16 protein-coding genes are annotated in these 15,379 nt (G+C 69.9%); 15 read left to right on the forward strand and 1 reads right to left on the reverse strand.

The window, feature by feature from the left end; all coding sequences use genetic code 11:
* The first annotated feature begins 7 nt into the window (after positions 1–7).
* The 4 genes from QQX04_RS11315 (at position 8) to QQX04_RS11330 (ending at position 3,700) form a co-directional block, all read left to right on the forward strand.
* On the forward strand, positions 8–604 hold the full coding sequence (locus QQX04_RS11315) for an ATP-binding protein (RefSeq protein WP_301129306.1): 597 nt from the start codon (positions 8–10) through the stop codon (positions 602–604).
* Positions 601–1,758 (forward strand): DNA-processing protein DprA, encoded by a 1,158-nt coding sequence (locus tag QQX04_RS11320; RefSeq protein ID WP_301129245.1) that lies wholly within the window; start codon positions 601–603, stop codon positions 1,756–1,758. The genes QQX04_RS11315 and QQX04_RS11320 overlap by 4 nt, the downstream gene beginning before the upstream one ends.
* Positions 1,759–1,921: 163 nt before the next feature.
* Positions 1,922–2,851 carry a tyrosine recombinase XerC gene (locus tag QQX04_RS11325; protein WP_301129247.1) on the forward strand — a complete coding sequence of 310 codons (930 nt, stop codon included), beginning with the start codon at positions 1,922–1,924 and terminating at the stop codon, positions 2,849–2,851.
* A 12-nt stretch (positions 2,852–2,863) separates the two neighbouring features.
* The gene (locus tag QQX04_RS11330; protein WP_301129248.1) at positions 2,864–3,700 is read left to right on the forward strand and encodes a FliA/WhiG family RNA polymerase sigma factor; all 837 of its coding nucleotides are present in this window, start codon (positions 2,864–2,866) and stop codon (positions 3,698–3,700) included.
* A 21-nt stretch (positions 3,701–3,721) separates the two neighbouring features.
* Here QQX04_RS11330 and QQX04_RS11335 read toward each other — a convergent pair whose 3' ends face one another.
* Positions 3,722–4,279: a M23 family metallopeptidase gene (locus tag QQX04_RS11335; RefSeq protein WP_301129250.1), complete on the reverse strand. Its 558-nt coding sequence runs from the start codon at positions 4,277–4,279 to the stop codon at positions 3,722–3,724.
* A gap of 370 nt (positions 4,280–4,649) precedes the next feature.
* On the opposite strand from QQX04_RS11335, the gene rpsB reads away from it, so the two are divergent.
* The 11 genes from rpsB to QQX04_RS11390 all read left to right on the forward strand — a co-directional run bounded on the left by rpsB (position 4,650) and on the right by QQX04_RS11390 (position 15,239).
* Complete coding sequence (rpsB, locus tag QQX04_RS11340; RefSeq protein WP_301129252.1) at positions 4,650–5,555, forward strand: 30S ribosomal protein S2; 906 nt, start codon at positions 4,650–4,652, stop codon at positions 5,553–5,555.
* A gap of 11 nt (positions 5,556–5,566) precedes the next feature.
* Positions 5,567–6,406 (forward strand): translation elongation factor Ts, encoded by an 840-nt coding sequence (tsf, locus tag QQX04_RS11345; RefSeq protein ID WP_301129253.1) that lies wholly within the window; start codon positions 5,567–5,569, stop codon positions 6,404–6,406.
* A gap of 57 nt (positions 6,407–6,463) precedes the next feature.
* Positions 6,464–7,207 carry a UMP kinase gene (pyrH, locus tag QQX04_RS11350; RefSeq protein ID WP_301129255.1) on the forward strand — a complete coding sequence of 248 codons (744 nt, stop codon included), beginning with the start codon at positions 6,464–6,466 and terminating at the stop codon, positions 7,205–7,207.
* A 26-nt stretch (positions 7,208–7,233) separates the two neighbouring features.
* On the forward strand, positions 7,234–7,791 hold the full coding sequence (frr, locus tag QQX04_RS11355) for a ribosome recycling factor (protein ID WP_301129257.1): 558 nt from the start codon (positions 7,234–7,236) through the stop codon (positions 7,789–7,791).
* A gap of 31 nt (positions 7,792–7,822) precedes the next feature.
* Positions 7,823–8,872: a phosphatidate cytidylyltransferase gene (locus tag QQX04_RS11360; protein WP_301129259.1), complete on the forward strand. Its 1,050-nt coding sequence runs from the start codon at positions 7,823–7,825 to the stop codon at positions 8,870–8,872.
* Positions 8,869–9,984, forward strand: coding sequence for a dual-specificity RNA methyltransferase RlmN (gene rlmN, locus QQX04_RS11365; protein WP_301129261.1), 1,116 nt, complete (start codon positions 8,869–8,871; stop codon positions 9,982–9,984). The genes QQX04_RS11360 and rlmN overlap by 4 nt, the downstream gene beginning before the upstream one ends.
* Complete coding sequence (locus QQX04_RS11370) at positions 9,981–10,532, forward strand: DivIVA domain-containing protein (RefSeq protein WP_301129263.1); 552 nt, start codon at positions 9,981–9,983, stop codon at positions 10,530–10,532. The genes rlmN and QQX04_RS11370 overlap by 4 nt, the downstream gene beginning before the upstream one ends.
* Positions 10,529–11,689, forward strand: a complete 1,161-nt coding sequence (dxr, locus tag QQX04_RS11375; protein ID WP_301129265.1) for a 1-deoxy-D-xylulose-5-phosphate reductoisomerase — start codon at positions 10,529–10,531, stop codon at positions 11,687–11,689. The genes QQX04_RS11370 and dxr overlap by 4 nt, the downstream gene beginning before the upstream one ends.
* 46 nt (positions 11,690–11,735) lie before the next feature.
* Complete coding sequence (locus QQX04_RS11380; protein ID WP_301129266.1) at positions 11,736–13,046, forward strand: M50 family metallopeptidase; 1,311 nt, start codon at positions 11,736–11,738, stop codon at positions 13,044–13,046.
* A 112-nt stretch (positions 13,047–13,158) separates the two neighbouring features.
* The gene (ispG, locus tag QQX04_RS11385; RefSeq protein WP_301129268.1) at positions 13,159–14,313 is read left to right on the forward strand and encodes a flavodoxin-dependent (E)-4-hydroxy-3-methylbut-2-enyl-diphosphate synthase; all 1,155 of its coding nucleotides are present in this window, start codon (positions 13,159–13,161) and stop codon (positions 14,311–14,313) included.
* Positions 14,310–15,239: a GNAT family N-acetyltransferase gene (locus QQX04_RS11390; protein ID WP_301129270.1), complete on the forward strand. Its 930-nt coding sequence runs from the start codon at positions 14,310–14,312 to the stop codon at positions 15,237–15,239. Before ispG ends, QQX04_RS11390 begins: the two co-directional genes overlap by 4 nt.
* Positions 15,240–15,379: the final 140 nt, after the last annotated feature.

The following is a 15,379-nucleotide window of genomic DNA, read 5'->3' on the forward strand; positions in this document are numbered from 1 at the left end:
AGACTGTATTGTCGCTGAGGCGCCCGAGTTCTCCGCGAGGGTGCTGCAGACGCTGCGGCAGCCGCTCGAGTCCGGGGAGGTCGTGCTGCATCGCGCCCATGGGGCGGTGCGCTATCCGGCACGGTTCCAGCTCGTCCTCGCGGCGAACCCCTGCCCATGCGGGCGCTTCCACGGATCTGGAGCGGGGTGCACCTGCACCCCGCTCGAGCGCCGCCGGTACCTGAGCCGACTCTCGGGGCCCCTGCTCGACAGGGTCGACCTCCAGATCGGGGTGCTTCCCGTACGGCTCAGGTCAGACGAGCCGGGGGAGAGCACAGCAGAGGTCGCGCAGCGGGTGCGCCGGGCGCGCAGCCGTGCGGCGGCCCGGCTCGCGGACTCGGGCCTCTCGGTCAACGCCGAGGCGCCGGGTCGGTGGCTGCGACACCACACGCCGCGGAGCGCGTGCAGGCCGGTGTGGAGCGCTCTGGACCGGGGGCTCGTCTCTGCCAGAGGCGCCGATCGCGCGCTGCGAGTCGCGTGGACGCTCGCCGACCTCGATGACCAGGACTCGCCCGACGTCGCCCACGTGGAGCAGGCGCTGCTGCTCCGCAGGAGCGCATCGTGACGGGCTCCGAGCGCGCCGCATGGATCGCATGGAGCGCGCTCGCCGAACCCATGGATGCGCTCGCGGGCGCGCTGCTGACCGCCGTGGGACCCGTGGACGCGCTCGGGTGGCTCAAGGAGGTGGACCGGCAGCCCACTCGTGGCGAGGCGGCGCTGCTGGAGATCATCGGGCCCGAGCTGGACAACAGGCTCCTCTCGAGGATCGTCGCCGCCTCCGCTCGCTGGTGCCAGCGGCTCCCTCGCGCTGAACCGGCCGAGCATGCGCGCAGGGCCACAGCTCTCGGAGCCCGCGTGCTGACCCCCGCTGACCACGGGTGGCCTTCGGCGGTGGGTGCGTTGGGCGCGGCCGCGCCCCACGCGCTCTACGTCCTCGGAAGCGGAGACCCCGCTGCCCTCCTGGACCGCGGGGTGGCGATCGTCGGCTCCCGGTCCTCGACCTCGTATGGAGACCACGTCGCTGCGGAGCTGGCGTCGGGACTCGCCGAGCGTGGACGTGCCGTCGTCTCCGGAGGCGCCTACGGGATCGACGCCGCTGCGCATTGCGGAGCGCTCGCGGCGGGCGGCGCCACGATGGCGGTCATGGCTGGCGGCGTGGACCGGTGGTACCCCGTCGGCACCTCGGCCCTGCGCGACGATGTGATGCGTCACGGCTGCGTCGTGAGCGAGGTTCCTCCCGGGTGGGCTCCGCATCGGAGTCGCTTCCTCAGCCGCAATCGCCTCATCGCCTGCGCGGCGGGGACCGTGGTCGTCGAGGCTGCCCACCGTTCGGGTGCGCTGAGCACCGCGCGTCACGCGCTTGCGCTCGCGCGCCCCGTCGGCGCAGTGCCGGGCGCAGTCACCTCCGCGGCCTCCGCGGGCGCCCACGCCCTCGTGCGGGGTGCCGAGGCGGTGCTGATCACCTCGGCGGCTGATATCGAGGAGCTCGTGGGTCCTCTCCATCCGGACGAGGAAGAGGTCGAAGGCGGCGGCGGGCCCGAGTTCGGGTCGGCGCAGGAGCGCGCGGCCTACGACGGGATCGCAGCCCGCGGATCCTCGCTCGAGCAGATCTCATGCGAAGCCGCGCTGAGCGTGCGCGAGGCGCGGCGGGCGCTCGCGGCCCTCTCCTCGGCAGGTCTCGTGGTGCTGGACGGGGGTACGTATCGGCGCAGATCGTGAGAACTCGGGCATCGATTCATGCGTCGATTCCTCCCGATCTGCTCCCTCAACACCCCAGGAAAAGGTGCAGAAAGGGACAAAACATAGTCATTATCAGAAATGGATGTGACAAATGTGACTGAAGGGGTTGATTTGACGAGAGTGACGATGCCAGAGTGACGACATGCCGATAACGTCGCACCGTGAGGAGAGCACGCTGCTCTCCGCATTCGAGGGGTACCTGCGCCACGAGCGCGGCCTCTCGGACAACACGGTGCGCGCCTACGTCGGCGATCTGCTCCACCTGACCGAGTCGCTCGGCGCCTCTGTCAGCGAGGCCGACTCGACCCTCGCACGGATCGAGCTGCCCGACCTTCGCGCCTGGCTCGCCTCCATGGCCGCAAGCGGACTGTCCCGCACCACGCTTGCCAGGCGAGGAGCCTCTGCACGAGCCTTCTTCGCCTGGGCGCACGACACGGAGAGGCTCGCGTCCAACCCGGCGCTGCGGCTCGCGTCCGCACGGCCCGCTTCGACCATTCCCGAGGTCATCTCGATCGACGACGTCTTCACGCTGCTCGAGACCGCGCGCAAGCGCAGCGACGATGGGGACGCCATCCACCTGCGCGACTGGGCATGCGTCGAGCTGCTCTACGCCACCGGCATGCGCGTCGGCGAGCTCGTCGGCGTCGACGTCAAGGACATCGACCTGAACGAGCGCCTGGTGCGCGTCATGGGCAAGGGCGGCAAGGAGCGCACGGTCCCATTCGGGGAGCCGGCCGAGAAGGCCGTGTCGCAGTGGCTCGACGAGGGTCGTCCGGTCCTGGTCTCCGAGCACTCCGGCGACGCGCTGCTCATCGGCCGCCGCGGTTCGCGGGCCGACCAGCGCCAGGTGCGCGAGTCGGTGCACCGCCTGTGCCGTCTGGCACGAGTGCCGGACATCGCGCCTCACGCGCTGCGGCACACCGCCGCCACGCATCTTCTCGACCGCGGCTCTGATCTGCGGTCGGTGCAGGAGGTCCTGGGGCACGCCAGCCTCACGACCACGCAGCGGTACACGCACGTCTCGGCCGATCGCCTGCGATCGGCCTACCAGCTCGCGCACCCGCGCGCATAGGAGGGGAATGCCATGTCGGAGCTCAACGCAGTCCTGAAGCATCTCGAGTCGCAGACCGAGCCGCACCAGGAGCCCGCGGCGGCCACGCTCGAAGCCGAGCCCCGATGGCACGCCCTCAAGCACGGGGACGAGTCCGCACGCCGTGAGGCGAGGGACGCCCTCATCACCGACTACGCGCCGCTCGTGAGCCACGTGGCGACGCGCATGATCGCGCGGCTGCCTGAGTCCGTCGAGCTGGGAGACCTCGTCTCCTACGGCATGTTCGGGCTCATCGACGCCGTCGAGAAGTTCGAGCCCGAGCGTGGCTTCAAGTTCGAGACGTACGCGAGCCAGCGCATCCGCGGCGCCATCATCGACGAGCTCCGTGCGGCCGACTGGGTGCCGCGCTCGGTCCGAGCGAAGGCCCGCGCGGTGGAGGTCGCGACCCGCCAGCTCGAGCAGAGCGTCCAGGGCCCGGTCACCGACGAGGCGGTCGCGGACGCGCTCGAGTGGCGCACCGCGGAGGTGCGCACCGTGCGCGCGCAGGTCGCTCTGAGCCATGTCGCCGCGCTCGACACTCTCGGAGGCATCGGCGACGACGCCTCGGCGCTCGACACCGTGGCCGCGCTGTCGGTGCCGGGGGCGGCTCGCGCAGTCGAGCATCACGAGACGCGATCGCTTCTCGCCGATGCCATTCAGCAGGTGCGCGAGCGTGAGCAGGAGGTGCTGCGTCTGTACTACTACGAGAACCTCACCCTTGCGCAGATCGGACGCATCCTCGGCGTGACCGAGTCGCGGGTCTCCCAGATCCACTCCGCCGCGGTCAAGAAGCTGCGTGAGACTCTCGTGAAGACGGGCGCCTTCAGCTGACAGCGCCCGCAGGTCTCTCGGCTACCCCGCGGCCTTGAGCCGGATCGGGCCCCAACCGGTGGTCCAGTCGAACGGGTCACGGTAGTCGTCGCCTTCGAGGAGCCCCCAGTGCAGGCACGCTGACGGCGCACAGTGACCGATGCCCGGCACGGTCGCCACCGACTGCACCCGCCCCACCACGTCGCCCTGCCGCACCGGATCGCCGACGTCTACGGTCGCGTCGACAGGCTCGAGAGTCGTGCGTAGGCCCGTGCCCTCCACCAAGACGCTCACGATCCCCCGTCCCGCGATGGTGCCCGCGTAGGACACCACGCCGTCGGCGGGGGAGCGCACCAGCGCCCCGGTGGCCACAGCGAGATCCGCGCCGCGATGGCCTGAGAGCCACGGATGCTCGGGAAGGTCGACGCCCCTCACGAGCTCGACCGGGGAGACCGGAGGCGTCAGGAGTGGTGCGGGCGCGGTCTCAAGGGCTGGCAGCGCCTCGGCGGCGCCTGAGCCCTCCTCGCTCGTGCCGCAGATCAGCATGAGCGCCGTCGCAGCGCTGAGGGTCACGATCCGAAGCAGTAGACGGAGTTCCATGCGGCTACAGTCATCGAGAAGCCGGAGTCCGAGCGTCGCGTGGCCGGTCACTGTGGAGGGTCCCGCGCACGGTGGGGGCTGGGGACGCCCGCTGCGGCGTATGAGTCGCCCCCGTCGGCCCGTGTCGGGTATGATCGACCCCGCATCCGGCATGCCCGGATGACATCGCGCGCCTATCGCGCCCAGGACGGTCGAGGTTCGACACGAACGGGATGCGCCGGAGACGCAAGGTCCGAGTTCGCTCGGTGCGGAACCGCGCAGGTGCCAGGGGCCCTTCCCCATCCGGGGGAGGACCGTCAACCGAACAGAGGCAGGCTCCGTTCTGCCGACAGAACAGGCACGCGCCCGCGCGTGCGGAAAAGGAAGTGCCATGGCCGTCGTGACCATGCGCCAGCTGCTCGACTCGGGTGTCCACTTCGGTCACCAGACCAGCCGCTGGAACCCCAAGATGAAGCGCTTCATCTTCACCGAGCGCAACGGCATCTACATCATCGACCTCCAGCAGTCGCTGTCGAAGATCGACGCCGCCTACGAGTTCGTCCGCGAGACCGTCGCCCACGGTGGCACGATCCTCTTCGTCGGCACCAAGCGCCAGGCGCAGGAGACCATCGCGGAGCAGGCCGCTCGCGTGGGCATGCCCTACGTGAACGAGCGCTGGCTGGGCGGCATGCTCACCAACTTCCAGACCGTGAGCAAGCGCGTCGCGCGCCTCAAGGAGCTCGAGGAGATCGACTTCGACGACGTCGCCGGCTCTGGCCGCACCAAGAAGGAGCTGCTCGGTCTGCGTCGCGAGAAGGACAAGCTCGCCAAGACCCTCGGCGGCATCCGTGACATGGGCAAGGTCCCGTCGGCCATCTGGATCGTCGACACCAACAAGGAGCACCTCGCGATCGACGAGGCCCACAAGCTCCAGATCCCGGTCGTCGGCATCCTCGACTCGAACTGCGACCCCGACGACGTCTCCTACGGCATCCCGGGCAACGACGACGCGATCCGCGCCGTCGGCCTGCTGACCCGTGTGATCGCGGACGCGGTCGCCGACGGCATCAAGCAGCGTCACGCCGTCAAGACCGGCACCGAGGCGGACGCCGCCGCGGACGCCGAGCCCCTGGCCGAGTGGGAGCAGGAGCTGCTCGACGGCGCGAAGGCCGAGGAGGCCCCCGCCGCTGCTGAGGCCCCGGCCGCCGAGGAGGCCCCGGCCGCTGCTGAGGCTCCCGCCGCCGACGAGACCACCGCTGACGCCGAGGCCCCTGCGGTCGCGGCCGACGAGAAGTAAGGACCCCTCACATGGCGAACTACACCGTTGCCGACATCCAGGCGCTCCGTGAGCGCACCGGCGCCGGCATGCTCGACGTCAAGAAGGCTCTCGACGAGGCCGATGGCAACATCGACGCCGCCGTCGACATCCTTCGCGTCAAGGGCCTGAAGGGCGTGGCGAAGCGCGAGGGCCGTTCGGCCTCCGAGGGCCTCGTGATCGCGTCGATCGCAGACGTCGACGGCGGCCAGGTCGGCACGCTCGTCGAGATCAACTCCGAGACGGACTTCGTCGCGAAGAACGAGAAGTTCATCGCCCTCGCGAACGACGTCCTCGCGGCCGTCGCGGCCGCCGGTGCCGCCGACGCTGAGGCCGCCCTCGAGGCGCCTCTCGGCGACACCACCGTGGGCGCCTACATCGACGCCCAGGCCGGCACCCTCGGTGAGAAGATCGTGCTGCGTCGCGTGGCGCGCGTCGAGGCCCCGGTCGTCACCGAGTACCTGCACCGCACCAACAAGGACCTCCCGGCTCAGGTCGGTGTCCTGGTCGGCTCGGACGCGAAGGCAGGTGAGGTCGCGCGCGACATCGCGATGCACATCGCCGCCTACTCGCCGCTCTACCTGGTCCGCGAGGACGTCCCCGAGGAGACCGTCGCCAACGAGCGTCGCGTCGCCGAGGAGACCGCCAAGGGCGAGGGCAAGCCGGAGGCCGCGCTGCCGAAGATCGTCGAGGGTCGTCTGAACGGCTTCTTCAAGGAGAACACCCTGGTTGACCAGGCCTTCGCGAAGGACCCGAAGACCACGGTCGGCAAGGTCATCGAGGCGACCGGCGGCGAGGTGACCGCCTTCGCCCGCTTCCGTGTGGGAGCCTAGTTCCCAGTCGGAACCATAGACAGCAACAGCCGCGCCGCGTCGCCTAGGAGGCAAGCCATGTCCGAGACCGTCACGATCCCGGACACGGCCCCTCCGGCGGCGCGGCGCGTGCTGTTGAAGCTGTCGGGAGAGATGTTCGGAGGCGGCGGCATCGGCGTCGACCCGGACGTCATCTCCCGCGTCGCCCAGGAGATCGCTGCGGCCGTCCGCCAGGGCGTGCAGGTGGCGATCGTCGTCGGCGGCGGCAACTTCTTCCGCGGCGCCGAGCTCAGCCAGCGCGGCATGGAGCGGGCACGCGCCGACTACATGGGCATGCTCGGCACCGTGATGAACGCGCTCGCCCTCCAGGACTTCCTCGAGCAGGCAGGCGTCGCCACCCGCGTGCAGACCGCCATCACCATGGGCCAGGTCGCCGAGCCGTACATCCCGCTCAAGGCGATCCGCCACATGGAGAAGGGCCGTGTCGTGGTCTTCGCGGCGGGCGCGGGAATGCCGTACTTCTCCACCGACACCGTGTCCGTCCAGCGCGCGCTCGAGGCCCGCTGCGACGAGGTCATCATGGGCAAGAACGGCGTCGACGGCGTCTACACCGCGGACCCGCGCAAGGATCCGTCGGCCCGCCGCCTCGATCACGTGACCTACCGCGACGCGCTCCAGCAGCGCCTGAACGTGATGGACGCCTCCGCATTCTCGCTCGCGATGGACAACAAGGTACCGATGGTGGTCTTCGGTCTCGAAGAGCATGGCAATGTGACGAAGGCCCTGCTGGGTGAGAGAATCGGGACGCTCGTGACGGCCTGAACGGCCGCACTGACAAGGAGACAGACGTGATTGACGAGATCCTCCTCGAGGCTGAGGAGAACATGGACAGGGCCATCGACGTGGCCAAGGACAACTTCGCGAACATCCGCTCGGGCCAGGCCTCTGCCGCGATGTTCGCGAACATCGCCGTGGACTACTACGGCGCGCCCACGCCGCTGCAGCAGCTCGCGTCCATCAGCATCCCCGAGCCGCGCACCGTCACCATCTCGCCCTACGACGTCTCCGCGAAGAAGGACATCGAGACGGCGCTGCGCAACTCCGACCTGGGGATCAACCCCACCGATGACGGCAAGGTGCTGCGCATCAACATGCCGCAGCTCACCGAGGAGCGCCGCCGCGACTACGTGAAGCTCGCGAAGACCCGCGCCGAGGAGGCCCGCGTCACGGTCCGGAACATGCGCCGCAAGGCCAAGGACCTGATCGACGGAGCCGTCAAGGACGGCGAGGTCGGCGAGGACGAGGGCTCCCGCGCCGAGAAGGAGCTGGACGCCCTCACCAAGAAGCACGTGGACGCGATCGACGCGCTCCTGGCTCACAAGGAGAGCGAGCTGCTCGAGGTCTGATGCGCGGAGCACACGCACCCAGGGGCTGTCGATGAGGTGGGGGCGCCGCCAGGCGCAGCCAGACACCTCCATCGAGCCGGCCGCTGCGATGCAGTCCTCGGGCACGCCTCCGTGGCCGCCGCTCACGGTGGACGTCGCCGAGCACAGTGCGCTCGTGACCGACGATGCGAGCGACGGCCTCGGTGATGACCTCGAGGAGTCTGACGCGTCGGCTGCCGATGAGGCCGACGACAGCGAGCTGACCCCCCAGGCGCCCCGCCGCAAGGGCGGTCGCAACATGACCGTCGCCACCATCGTGGGCCTGCTGCTCCTCATCGCGGCGCTTGCCGCAGCATGGTGGGACCCGCGGGCGTTCGCGCTGCTCGTCTACGGCTTCCTGATCGCCGCTGTCATCGAGTGGCGCCGTGTGCTGCACCGGGTAGGCAGCCGCGTGCCGCTCGTCCCTCTGCTGCTCGCCACCCTCGGGATGGGCTCAGCCACCTGGTTCGGCCGCGCGGAGGGGCTCACCGTCGCGGTGCTCGTGGGGCTCGCTGGCATCGTCGCCTGGCGGGCGGTGGATGAGCGGATCGAGAACACCCTCGCCGACTCGCTGCAGTCGATGTTCACCCTGCTGTGGATCCCCTTCCTGGGATCCTTCATCCTGCTCATCGAGCAGGCGGACGACGGATGGCAGCGCATCGTCGTCTTCGTGGTCGCCGTGGTCGGGAACGACACCGGCGGCCTCTTCTCGGGAATGCTGTGGGGACGTCACAAGATGGCCCCGCGCATCAGCCCGAACAAGACATGGGAGGGCTTCGCCGGCGGCATCGTCCTCGGCACGGTCGCCGCGACCGTCGCGTCGTACCTCCTTCTCGACGGACGCTGGTGGCTGGGGGTCCTCGTCGGCCTCGCCTGCACCGGCGCCGCCGTGCTCGGCGACCTCGCCGAGTCCGCGCTCAAGCGCGACGTCGACGTCAAGGACATGAGCTCCGCGATCCCCGGCCACGGGGGAGTCCTGGACCGCCTTGACTCGCTTCTTCTCGCCGCACCCGCTGCGTATGTGGTCTTCGCAGCCATCCTCGGAACCTTGGGGGGACGATGAGCACTCCGGTCAAGCTCACCTTCGCCGCGCCGCGTCGCGGCAAGCCGCCGCGACACTTCGCGGACCTGTCCGTCGACGAGCGCAAGGAGGCGATGCGCGAGCTCGGTCAGCCGTCCTTCCGCGCGAAGCAGCTCGCCACCCACTACTTCGATCACCTGTCGGTGGACCCGGAGCAGATGACGGACCTGCCTGCCGGCGCTCGCGACGAGCTCGTCGAGGCGCTGTTCCCGCCGCTCATGAGCCCCGTGCGCTCGCTCGAGGCGGACAAGGGCGCGACGCGCAAGACGCTGTGGAGCCTCCACGACGGCGTCAAGGTCGAGTCCGTGCTGATGAAGTACCCGGAGCGCGCGACGCTGTGCGTGACGAGCCAGGCGGGCTGTGGCATGGCCTGCCCGTTCTGCGCCACAGGTCAGATGGGACTCACGAGGAACCTCTCGGCGGCGGAGATCATCGAGCAGGTGCGTCTCGCCGCTCGCTCGGCTCGTGACGGCGAGCTGGGCGAGGAGGTGCGTCTGTCCAACGTCGTGTTCATGGGCATGGGCGAGCCGCTCGCCAACTACAAGGCGGTGCTGACGGCGGTGCGCACGCTGGTCGCTCCCGAGCCCGAGGGCTTCGGCCTGTCCGCACGGCACGTCACCGTGTCGACCGTCGGCCTCGTGCCCGCGATCGACAAGCTCGCCAAGGAAGGCATCCCGGTCACCCTCGCCGTGTCGCTGCACGCGCCGGACGATGAGCTGCGCGACGAGCTGGTGCCAATCAACACCCGCTGGAAGGTCGACGAGGTCCTCGACGCCGCCCGCCGCTACTTCGACGCGACCGGGCGCCGCGTGTCCATCGAGTACGCGCTCATCCGCGACATGAACGACCACGCGCACCGCGCCGACCTGCTCGGTGAGAAGCTCATGGAGCGCGGCACCGGCTGGGTGCACGTGAACCCGATCCCGCTGAACCCCACGCCCGGTTCCAAGTGGACGGCGTCGGATCCGGCGGTCGAGGACGAGTTCGTGCGGCGCCTGCGCGCGCACGGCGTGCCCACCACCATCCGGGACACGCGCGGAAGCGACATCGATGGCGCCTGCGGCCAGCTGGCGATCACTGAGGAGGACAAGTGACGGATCTGTTCCCCCGCGCGGGTCGGCTGAAGATCGGCTACCGCCGCGACCAGGTGGACGAGTTCTTCACCCAGGCCCGTGAGGCGTACGAGCAGGCCGACGGCGGAGCGATGGACGCGATCGACGTGAGGCGCGCCTCGTTCGACCTCAAGCGAGGCGGGTACGCGACCCCGCCCGTGGACGCCGCGCTCGATCGCCTCGAGCAGGCGTTCGCTGCACGCTCGCGCGAGTCCTTCATCAAGCAGAAAGGCCAGGAGGCCTGGCTCGCCGATCTCGCGAACCGTGCCCAGGTGCTCTACCCGCGTCTGCGGCGCCCGGCGGGGGAGCGCTTCGCTCGGCCGGGCGGGATCTCGGGCGGTTACGACGCGAAGGCGGTCGACGAGGTGCTCGACCGCCTGACCGGCTTCTTCGACCGTGGAGAGGCGATCAGCGCGGAGGAGCTGCGGAGCCTGACGTTCAAGCGGCGCGCCAAGTGGCGCGCCTACGAGGAGCGCGTCGTCGACGCCTACCTGGCGCGCGCTGTGGACATCCTGCTCGGCGTGGCGTGATGCCTCGCACGATCTCCCTGCTGGGCTCCACGGGATCGATCGGCACGCAGGCGATCGACGTCATCGTCCGCAACCCTGACGCCTTCGATGTGGTGGCGATCGCCGCGGGCGGCGCCGACCCGGAGGCCGTCGCGGATCAGGCGGCCGTGCTCTCGCCTGAGCTCGTCGCGGTCGCGCGTGCTGAGGCAGGCGACGCGGTGCGCGAGGCGCTCGAGGCGCGCGGCGTCCGAGCCGAGGTCCTCGCAGGCGAGGATGCCGCGACGCGTGCGGCGTCCGTCGGCGCCGACACGGTCCTCAACGGCGTCACCGGTTCTGTGGGGCTGCGCCCCACCCTCGCCGCACTCGAGGCGGGTTCGACGCTCGCCCTCGCCAACAAGGAGTCCCTCGTCGCGGGCGGCGTGCTCGTCAAGGCCGCGGTGAAGCGCGAGGGTCAGATCGTCCCCGTGGACTCGGAGCACTCGGCGCTCGCCCAAGCGCTGCGGTCGGGGACGGCCACAGAGGTGAAGCGACTGGTCCTGACCGCGTCGGGGGGCGCCTTCCGCGGCTGGACCAGGGAGATGCTCCACGGCGTGACGCCTGAGCAGGCGCTGAAGCATCCCAACTGGGACATGGGCCCGGTCGTGACGATGAACTCGGCGTCGATGGTCAACAAGGCGCTCGAGGTGATCGAGGCGCATCTGCTCTTCGACGTGCCGATGGACAGCATCGACGTGGTCGTGCACCCGCAGTCGATCGTGCACTCCATGGTCGAGTTCGTGGACGGCTCGACGATCGCGCAGGCGTCGCCGCCCGACATGCGCCTGCCGATCGCGCTGGGCCTCGGCTGGCCCGACAGGGTGCCCGAGGCTGCGCCAGCGCTCGACTGGACTCAGCCGCAGGCGTGGGAGTTCCATCCTCTGGATGAGGAGGCGTTCCCCGCGATCAGGGTCGCGCGCGCCGCAGTCGCGGAGTCAGGGCTCCACCCGGCTGTGTTCAATGCCGCGAACGAGGAGTGCGTCGCCGCGTTCGCAGCGGGCGACCTTCCGTTCCTCGGGATCGTCGAGACGGTGCGAAGCGTTGTGGAGTCGTACAAGGCCCCTTCGGACGTGACGCTGGAGGCCGTGGACGAGGCTGAGCGGTGGGCACGCGAGACCGCCCGCGCCGCCGTCCACGGATGACCGCCACGCAGGCGTGGGGCTGAGGAAGCGGACGTAGGGTGAGGGCATGGAATTCCTGATCGGCGTGCTGGTGCTCGTGGTCGGGCTGCTGGTCTCGATCGCGCTGCATGAGCTGGGGCACATGATCCCGGCCAAGCGCTTCGGCGTGCTCGTGAGCGAGTACTTCGTGGGCTTCGGCCCGCGGCTGTGGTCGCGCAGGCGAGGGGAGACCGAGTACGGCATCAAGGCGATCCCGCTCGGCGGGTACGTGCGCCTCGTCGGCATGGTCCCGCCTGCGTCGGCGGTGAAGCCCGTGCGCATCGGCGGGTGGGCCGGACGGCTGATCGAGGACACGCGTGCGCAGGCGGAGGAGGAGATCCCCGCCGGCCAGGATCATCGGGCGTTCTACCACCTGACGTGGTGGCGCAAGGCGATCGTGATGCTCGGCGGACCGCTCGTGAACCTCGTCCTCGCGATCCTGATCTTCACCGCGGTGCTGTCGTTCGTGGGCCTGCCGACGCAGACGCTTCAGGTCGCCTCGGTGGTCCAGTGCGTGCCCGCGGCGGGCACCTCGGAGTGCACCGCCGACGATCCCGCGGCCCCCGCCGCTGCGGCCGGCATCGAGGCCGGGGATGTGTTCGTCTCGGCCGACGGTGTGGCCCTCGACGAGTGGACCGACCTGACCGCGTACGTGGCGTCGCATCCGGGCGAGGAGATCGCGCTCGTGGTGGACCGAGGGGGCGAGCTCGTGGACCTGACGGTGACGCCCGCGTCGCGCACCGTGTACGCGGCCGACGACGAGGGCGAGCCCTTGCTCGACGCCGCGGGCGAGCCCGTGACCGAGGAGATCGGCTATCTGGGCGTGTACTCGCTCACGGAGGCGCAGCAGCAGCCCGTGTGGTCCGGCGCTGAGCTCACGTGGCAGTACCTGGGTCAGACCATGGGCGTGATCATCGACCTCCCGGCGCAGGTGTATCACGTGGGCCGCGCCGCGGTCGGGCTCGAGGAGCGCACCGCCGACTCCGTGATCGGCGTGGTCGGCGTCGGCCGGATCTCGGGAGAGATCGCGTCCGCCGATGTGGACGGCTACTCGATGGGCGAGCGCATGGCGGACATGCTGATGCTGCTCGGTGGTCTCAACCTCGCGCTCTTCGCGTTCAACATGATCCCCCTGGTGCCGCTCGACGGCGGTCACGTGGCCTCCGCGCTGTGGCAGGGGATCAAGAACGGCTGGGCTCGACTGCGGGGCGCCGCACGTCCGCGCCCCGTGGACGTCGCGCGCATGATGCCCGTGGCATACGGGGTCTTCGCGCTGCTGCTGGTGATGGGCGCAGTGCTCGTCTACGCGGACATCGTGGCGCCCGTGACGATAGCGTGACCGTGGACCGGAATACGGGGCACGACGCGCCTCGTTGACCCTGTCAGAGACGACCCTAGGGTCCGCCCCTCGCCTGCGGAGAGCGGCCTTCGACGTAAGGAATACTGGAGACATGACTGCCATCGGACTGGGGATGCCTGCGATGCCGGCTCCCGTGATCGCCCCTCGCAAGAAGACTCGTCAGATCAAGGTCGGCAGCGTTCTTGTGGGCGGCGACGCCCCGGTCTCGGTTCAGACCATGACGACCACCAAGACGCACGACATCAACGCGACCCTTCAGCAGATCGCGGAGCTGACCGCCGCGGGCTGCGACATCGTGCGCGTCGCGTGCCCCACGCAGGACGATGCCGACGCGCTTCCCGCGATCGCGAAGAAGTCGAACATCCCTGTGATCGCGGACATCCACTTCCAGCCCAAGTACGTGTTCGCCGCGATCGAGGCGGGCTGCGCGGCGGTGCGCGTCAACCCCGGCAACATCCGCAAGTTCGACGACCAGGTGAAGGAGATCGCCCAGGCGGCGAAGGACCACGGCACGTCGATCCGCATCGGCGTGAACGCCGGCTCGCTCGACAAGCGCCTGCTCGAGAAGTACGGCAAGGCCACGCCCGAGGCGCTCGTCGAGTCGGCGGTGTGGGAGGCCAGCCTGTTCGAGGAGCACGACTTCCACGACTTCAAGATCTCGGTGAAGCACAACGACCCGGTCGTGATGGTGCGCGCCTACGAGATGCTCTCGGAGCGTGGCGATTGGCCGCTGCACCTCGGAGTGACCGAGGCGGGCCCTGCGTTCCAGGGCACCATCAAGTCCGCGACCGCCTTCGGCGCGCTGCTCAGCAAGGGAATCGGCGACACGATCCGCGTCTCCCTCTCCGCACCGCCGGTGGAGGAGGTCAAGGTCGGCATCCAGATCCTGCAGTCGCTCAACCTGCGCCCCCGGAAGCTCGAGATCGTGTCGTGCCCGTCGTGCGGTCGCGCGCAGGTGGACGTGTACGAGCTCGCGGAGAAGGTGACCGCAGGCCTCGAGGGCATGGAGGTGCCGCTGCGCGTGGCCGTCATGGGCTGCGTGGTGAACGGTCCCGGCGAGGCACGAGAGGCCGACCTGGGCGTGGCCTCGGGCAACGGCAAGGGCCAGATCTTCGTCAAGGGCGAGGTCATCAAGACGGTGCCCGAGCGCGACATCGTCGAGGTGCTCATCGAGGAGGCCATGAAGATCGCCGAGACGATGGAGCCTGTCGAGGGCGCATCGCCAGAGGTGATCGCGGCCTCATGACCGATTCGCTGCTGCGGAGGGCCCAGCACGCGCTGGCGCCCCTGCAGCGGCGTGAGGTGGAGGCGGCCCTGCGCATGTGCGCGGCCGATCCCGTCGCGTCGGTGCTGCCCGCGATGCACCTGGAGGTCGCGCGCGACAGCGGCGTGATCCCTCGCGGGATGTGGTCGGTCCGACGCCGCTCCGGCCTGCAGAGGGACCTTGCCGGCATCGTCTGGAACGGTGCGAACCTCTCGGCTGTCCTGCCGACGACGCCGGATGATCCCTCGGGCGACGATCTGCGCGCCGACGTGGCCTCGGGCATGGTCGCGAGGCTGTCCCGGCCTGCCGCCCTGGTGGGCAGCGCGGATCTGATCCTGGACCTGTGGGGACGGGTGGAGCCGTGGTGGGGGCCGGCGCGTGAGCTGAGGCCGCGCCAGCTGTCGATGGCGCTGTCGACCGATCCGAGGCAGCCCGCGCCCATTCGCGGGGATGGCGAGCTGGACCTCGAGCCGCTCCGTCAGGCGACGATGGACGACTACGACATCCTGCTGCCGGCCTGCGTGCACATGTTCATCGGCGAGGTCGGTTACGACCCGATGCGCCATGGACGCGCGGCCTACGAGGAGCGATTGCGCTATCTGGTCCGTGAGGGCCGCTCCTACGTGCAGCTCGGCTCGATCCGCGGACGGCGTCCCGAGGTGGTGTTCAAGGCTGAGGTAGGCGTGCTGGGCGGGGGAGTCGCGCAGGTGCAGGGCGTGTGGACCCACCCCGACCTGCGGGGCCGTGGCATCGCCGAGAACGGCATGGCCGCGCTGGTCCGTCAGATCCATGCCGACGTGGCGCCCACGGCCTCGCTGTACGTGAACGACTTCAACTCCGCCGCCCTCGCCGTCTACCGCCGTGTGGGCTTCCGCGAGGTCGGCTCCTTCGCCACCGTGATGTTCTGAGACCGGCGCGTCCGGTCGGCGGCTTGAGCGCATTCGGGCGCTTTGTGGGAAGTGTCACATCGGCGTGATTAGTGCGGGTGTGCCTCGCTAGCGTCATCGTGTGCCAGGTCCGACGGGTCCTGGCTGTCGATACTGCTGAG

This window comes from Demequina zhanjiangensis (assembly GCF_030418315.1).
Classification (GTDB): Bacteria; Actinomycetota; Actinomycetes; order Actinomycetales; family Demequinaceae; genus Demequina; species Demequina zhanjiangensis.

Coding starts and splice junctions, on each gene's coding strand:
- QQX04_RS11325 (WP_301129247.1), top strand. CDS start 1,922: ATGCCGATAACGTCGCACCGTGAGGAGAGCACGCTGCTCTCCGCATTC.
- QQX04_RS11330 (WP_301129248.1), top strand. CDS start 2,864: ATGTCGGAGCTCAACGCAGTCCTGAAGCATCTCGAGTCGCAGACCGAG.
- QQX04_RS11335 (WP_301129250.1), bottom strand. CDS start 4,279: ATGGAACTCCGTCTACTGCTTCGGATCGTGACCCTCAGCGCTGCGACG.
- rpsB (WP_301129252.1), top strand. CDS start 4,650: ATGGCCGTCGTGACCATGCGCCAGCTGCTCGACTCGGGTGTCCACTTC.
- tsf (WP_301129253.1), top strand. CDS start 5,567: ATGGCGAACTACACCGTTGCCGACATCCAGGCGCTCCGTGAGCGCACC.
- pyrH (WP_301129255.1), top strand. CDS start 6,464: ATGTCCGAGACCGTCACGATCCCGGACACGGCCCCTCCGGCGGCGCGG.
- QQX04_RS11360 (WP_301129259.1), top strand. CDS start 7,823: ATGAGGTGGGGGCGCCGCCAGGCGCAGCCAGACACCTCCATCGAGCCG.
- rlmN (WP_301129261.1), top strand. CDS start 8,869: ATGAGCACTCCGGTCAAGCTCACCTTCGCCGCGCCGCGTCGCGGCAAG.
- QQX04_RS11380 (WP_301129266.1), top strand. CDS start 11,736: ATGGAATTCCTGATCGGCGTGCTGGTGCTCGTGGTCGGGCTGCTGGTC.
- ispG (WP_301129268.1), top strand. CDS start 13,159: ATGACTGCCATCGGACTGGGGATGCCTGCGATGCCGGCTCCCGTGATC.
- QQX04_RS11390 (WP_301129270.1), top strand. CDS start 14,310: ATGACCGATTCGCTGCTGCGGAGGGCCCAGCACGCGCTGGCGCCCCTG.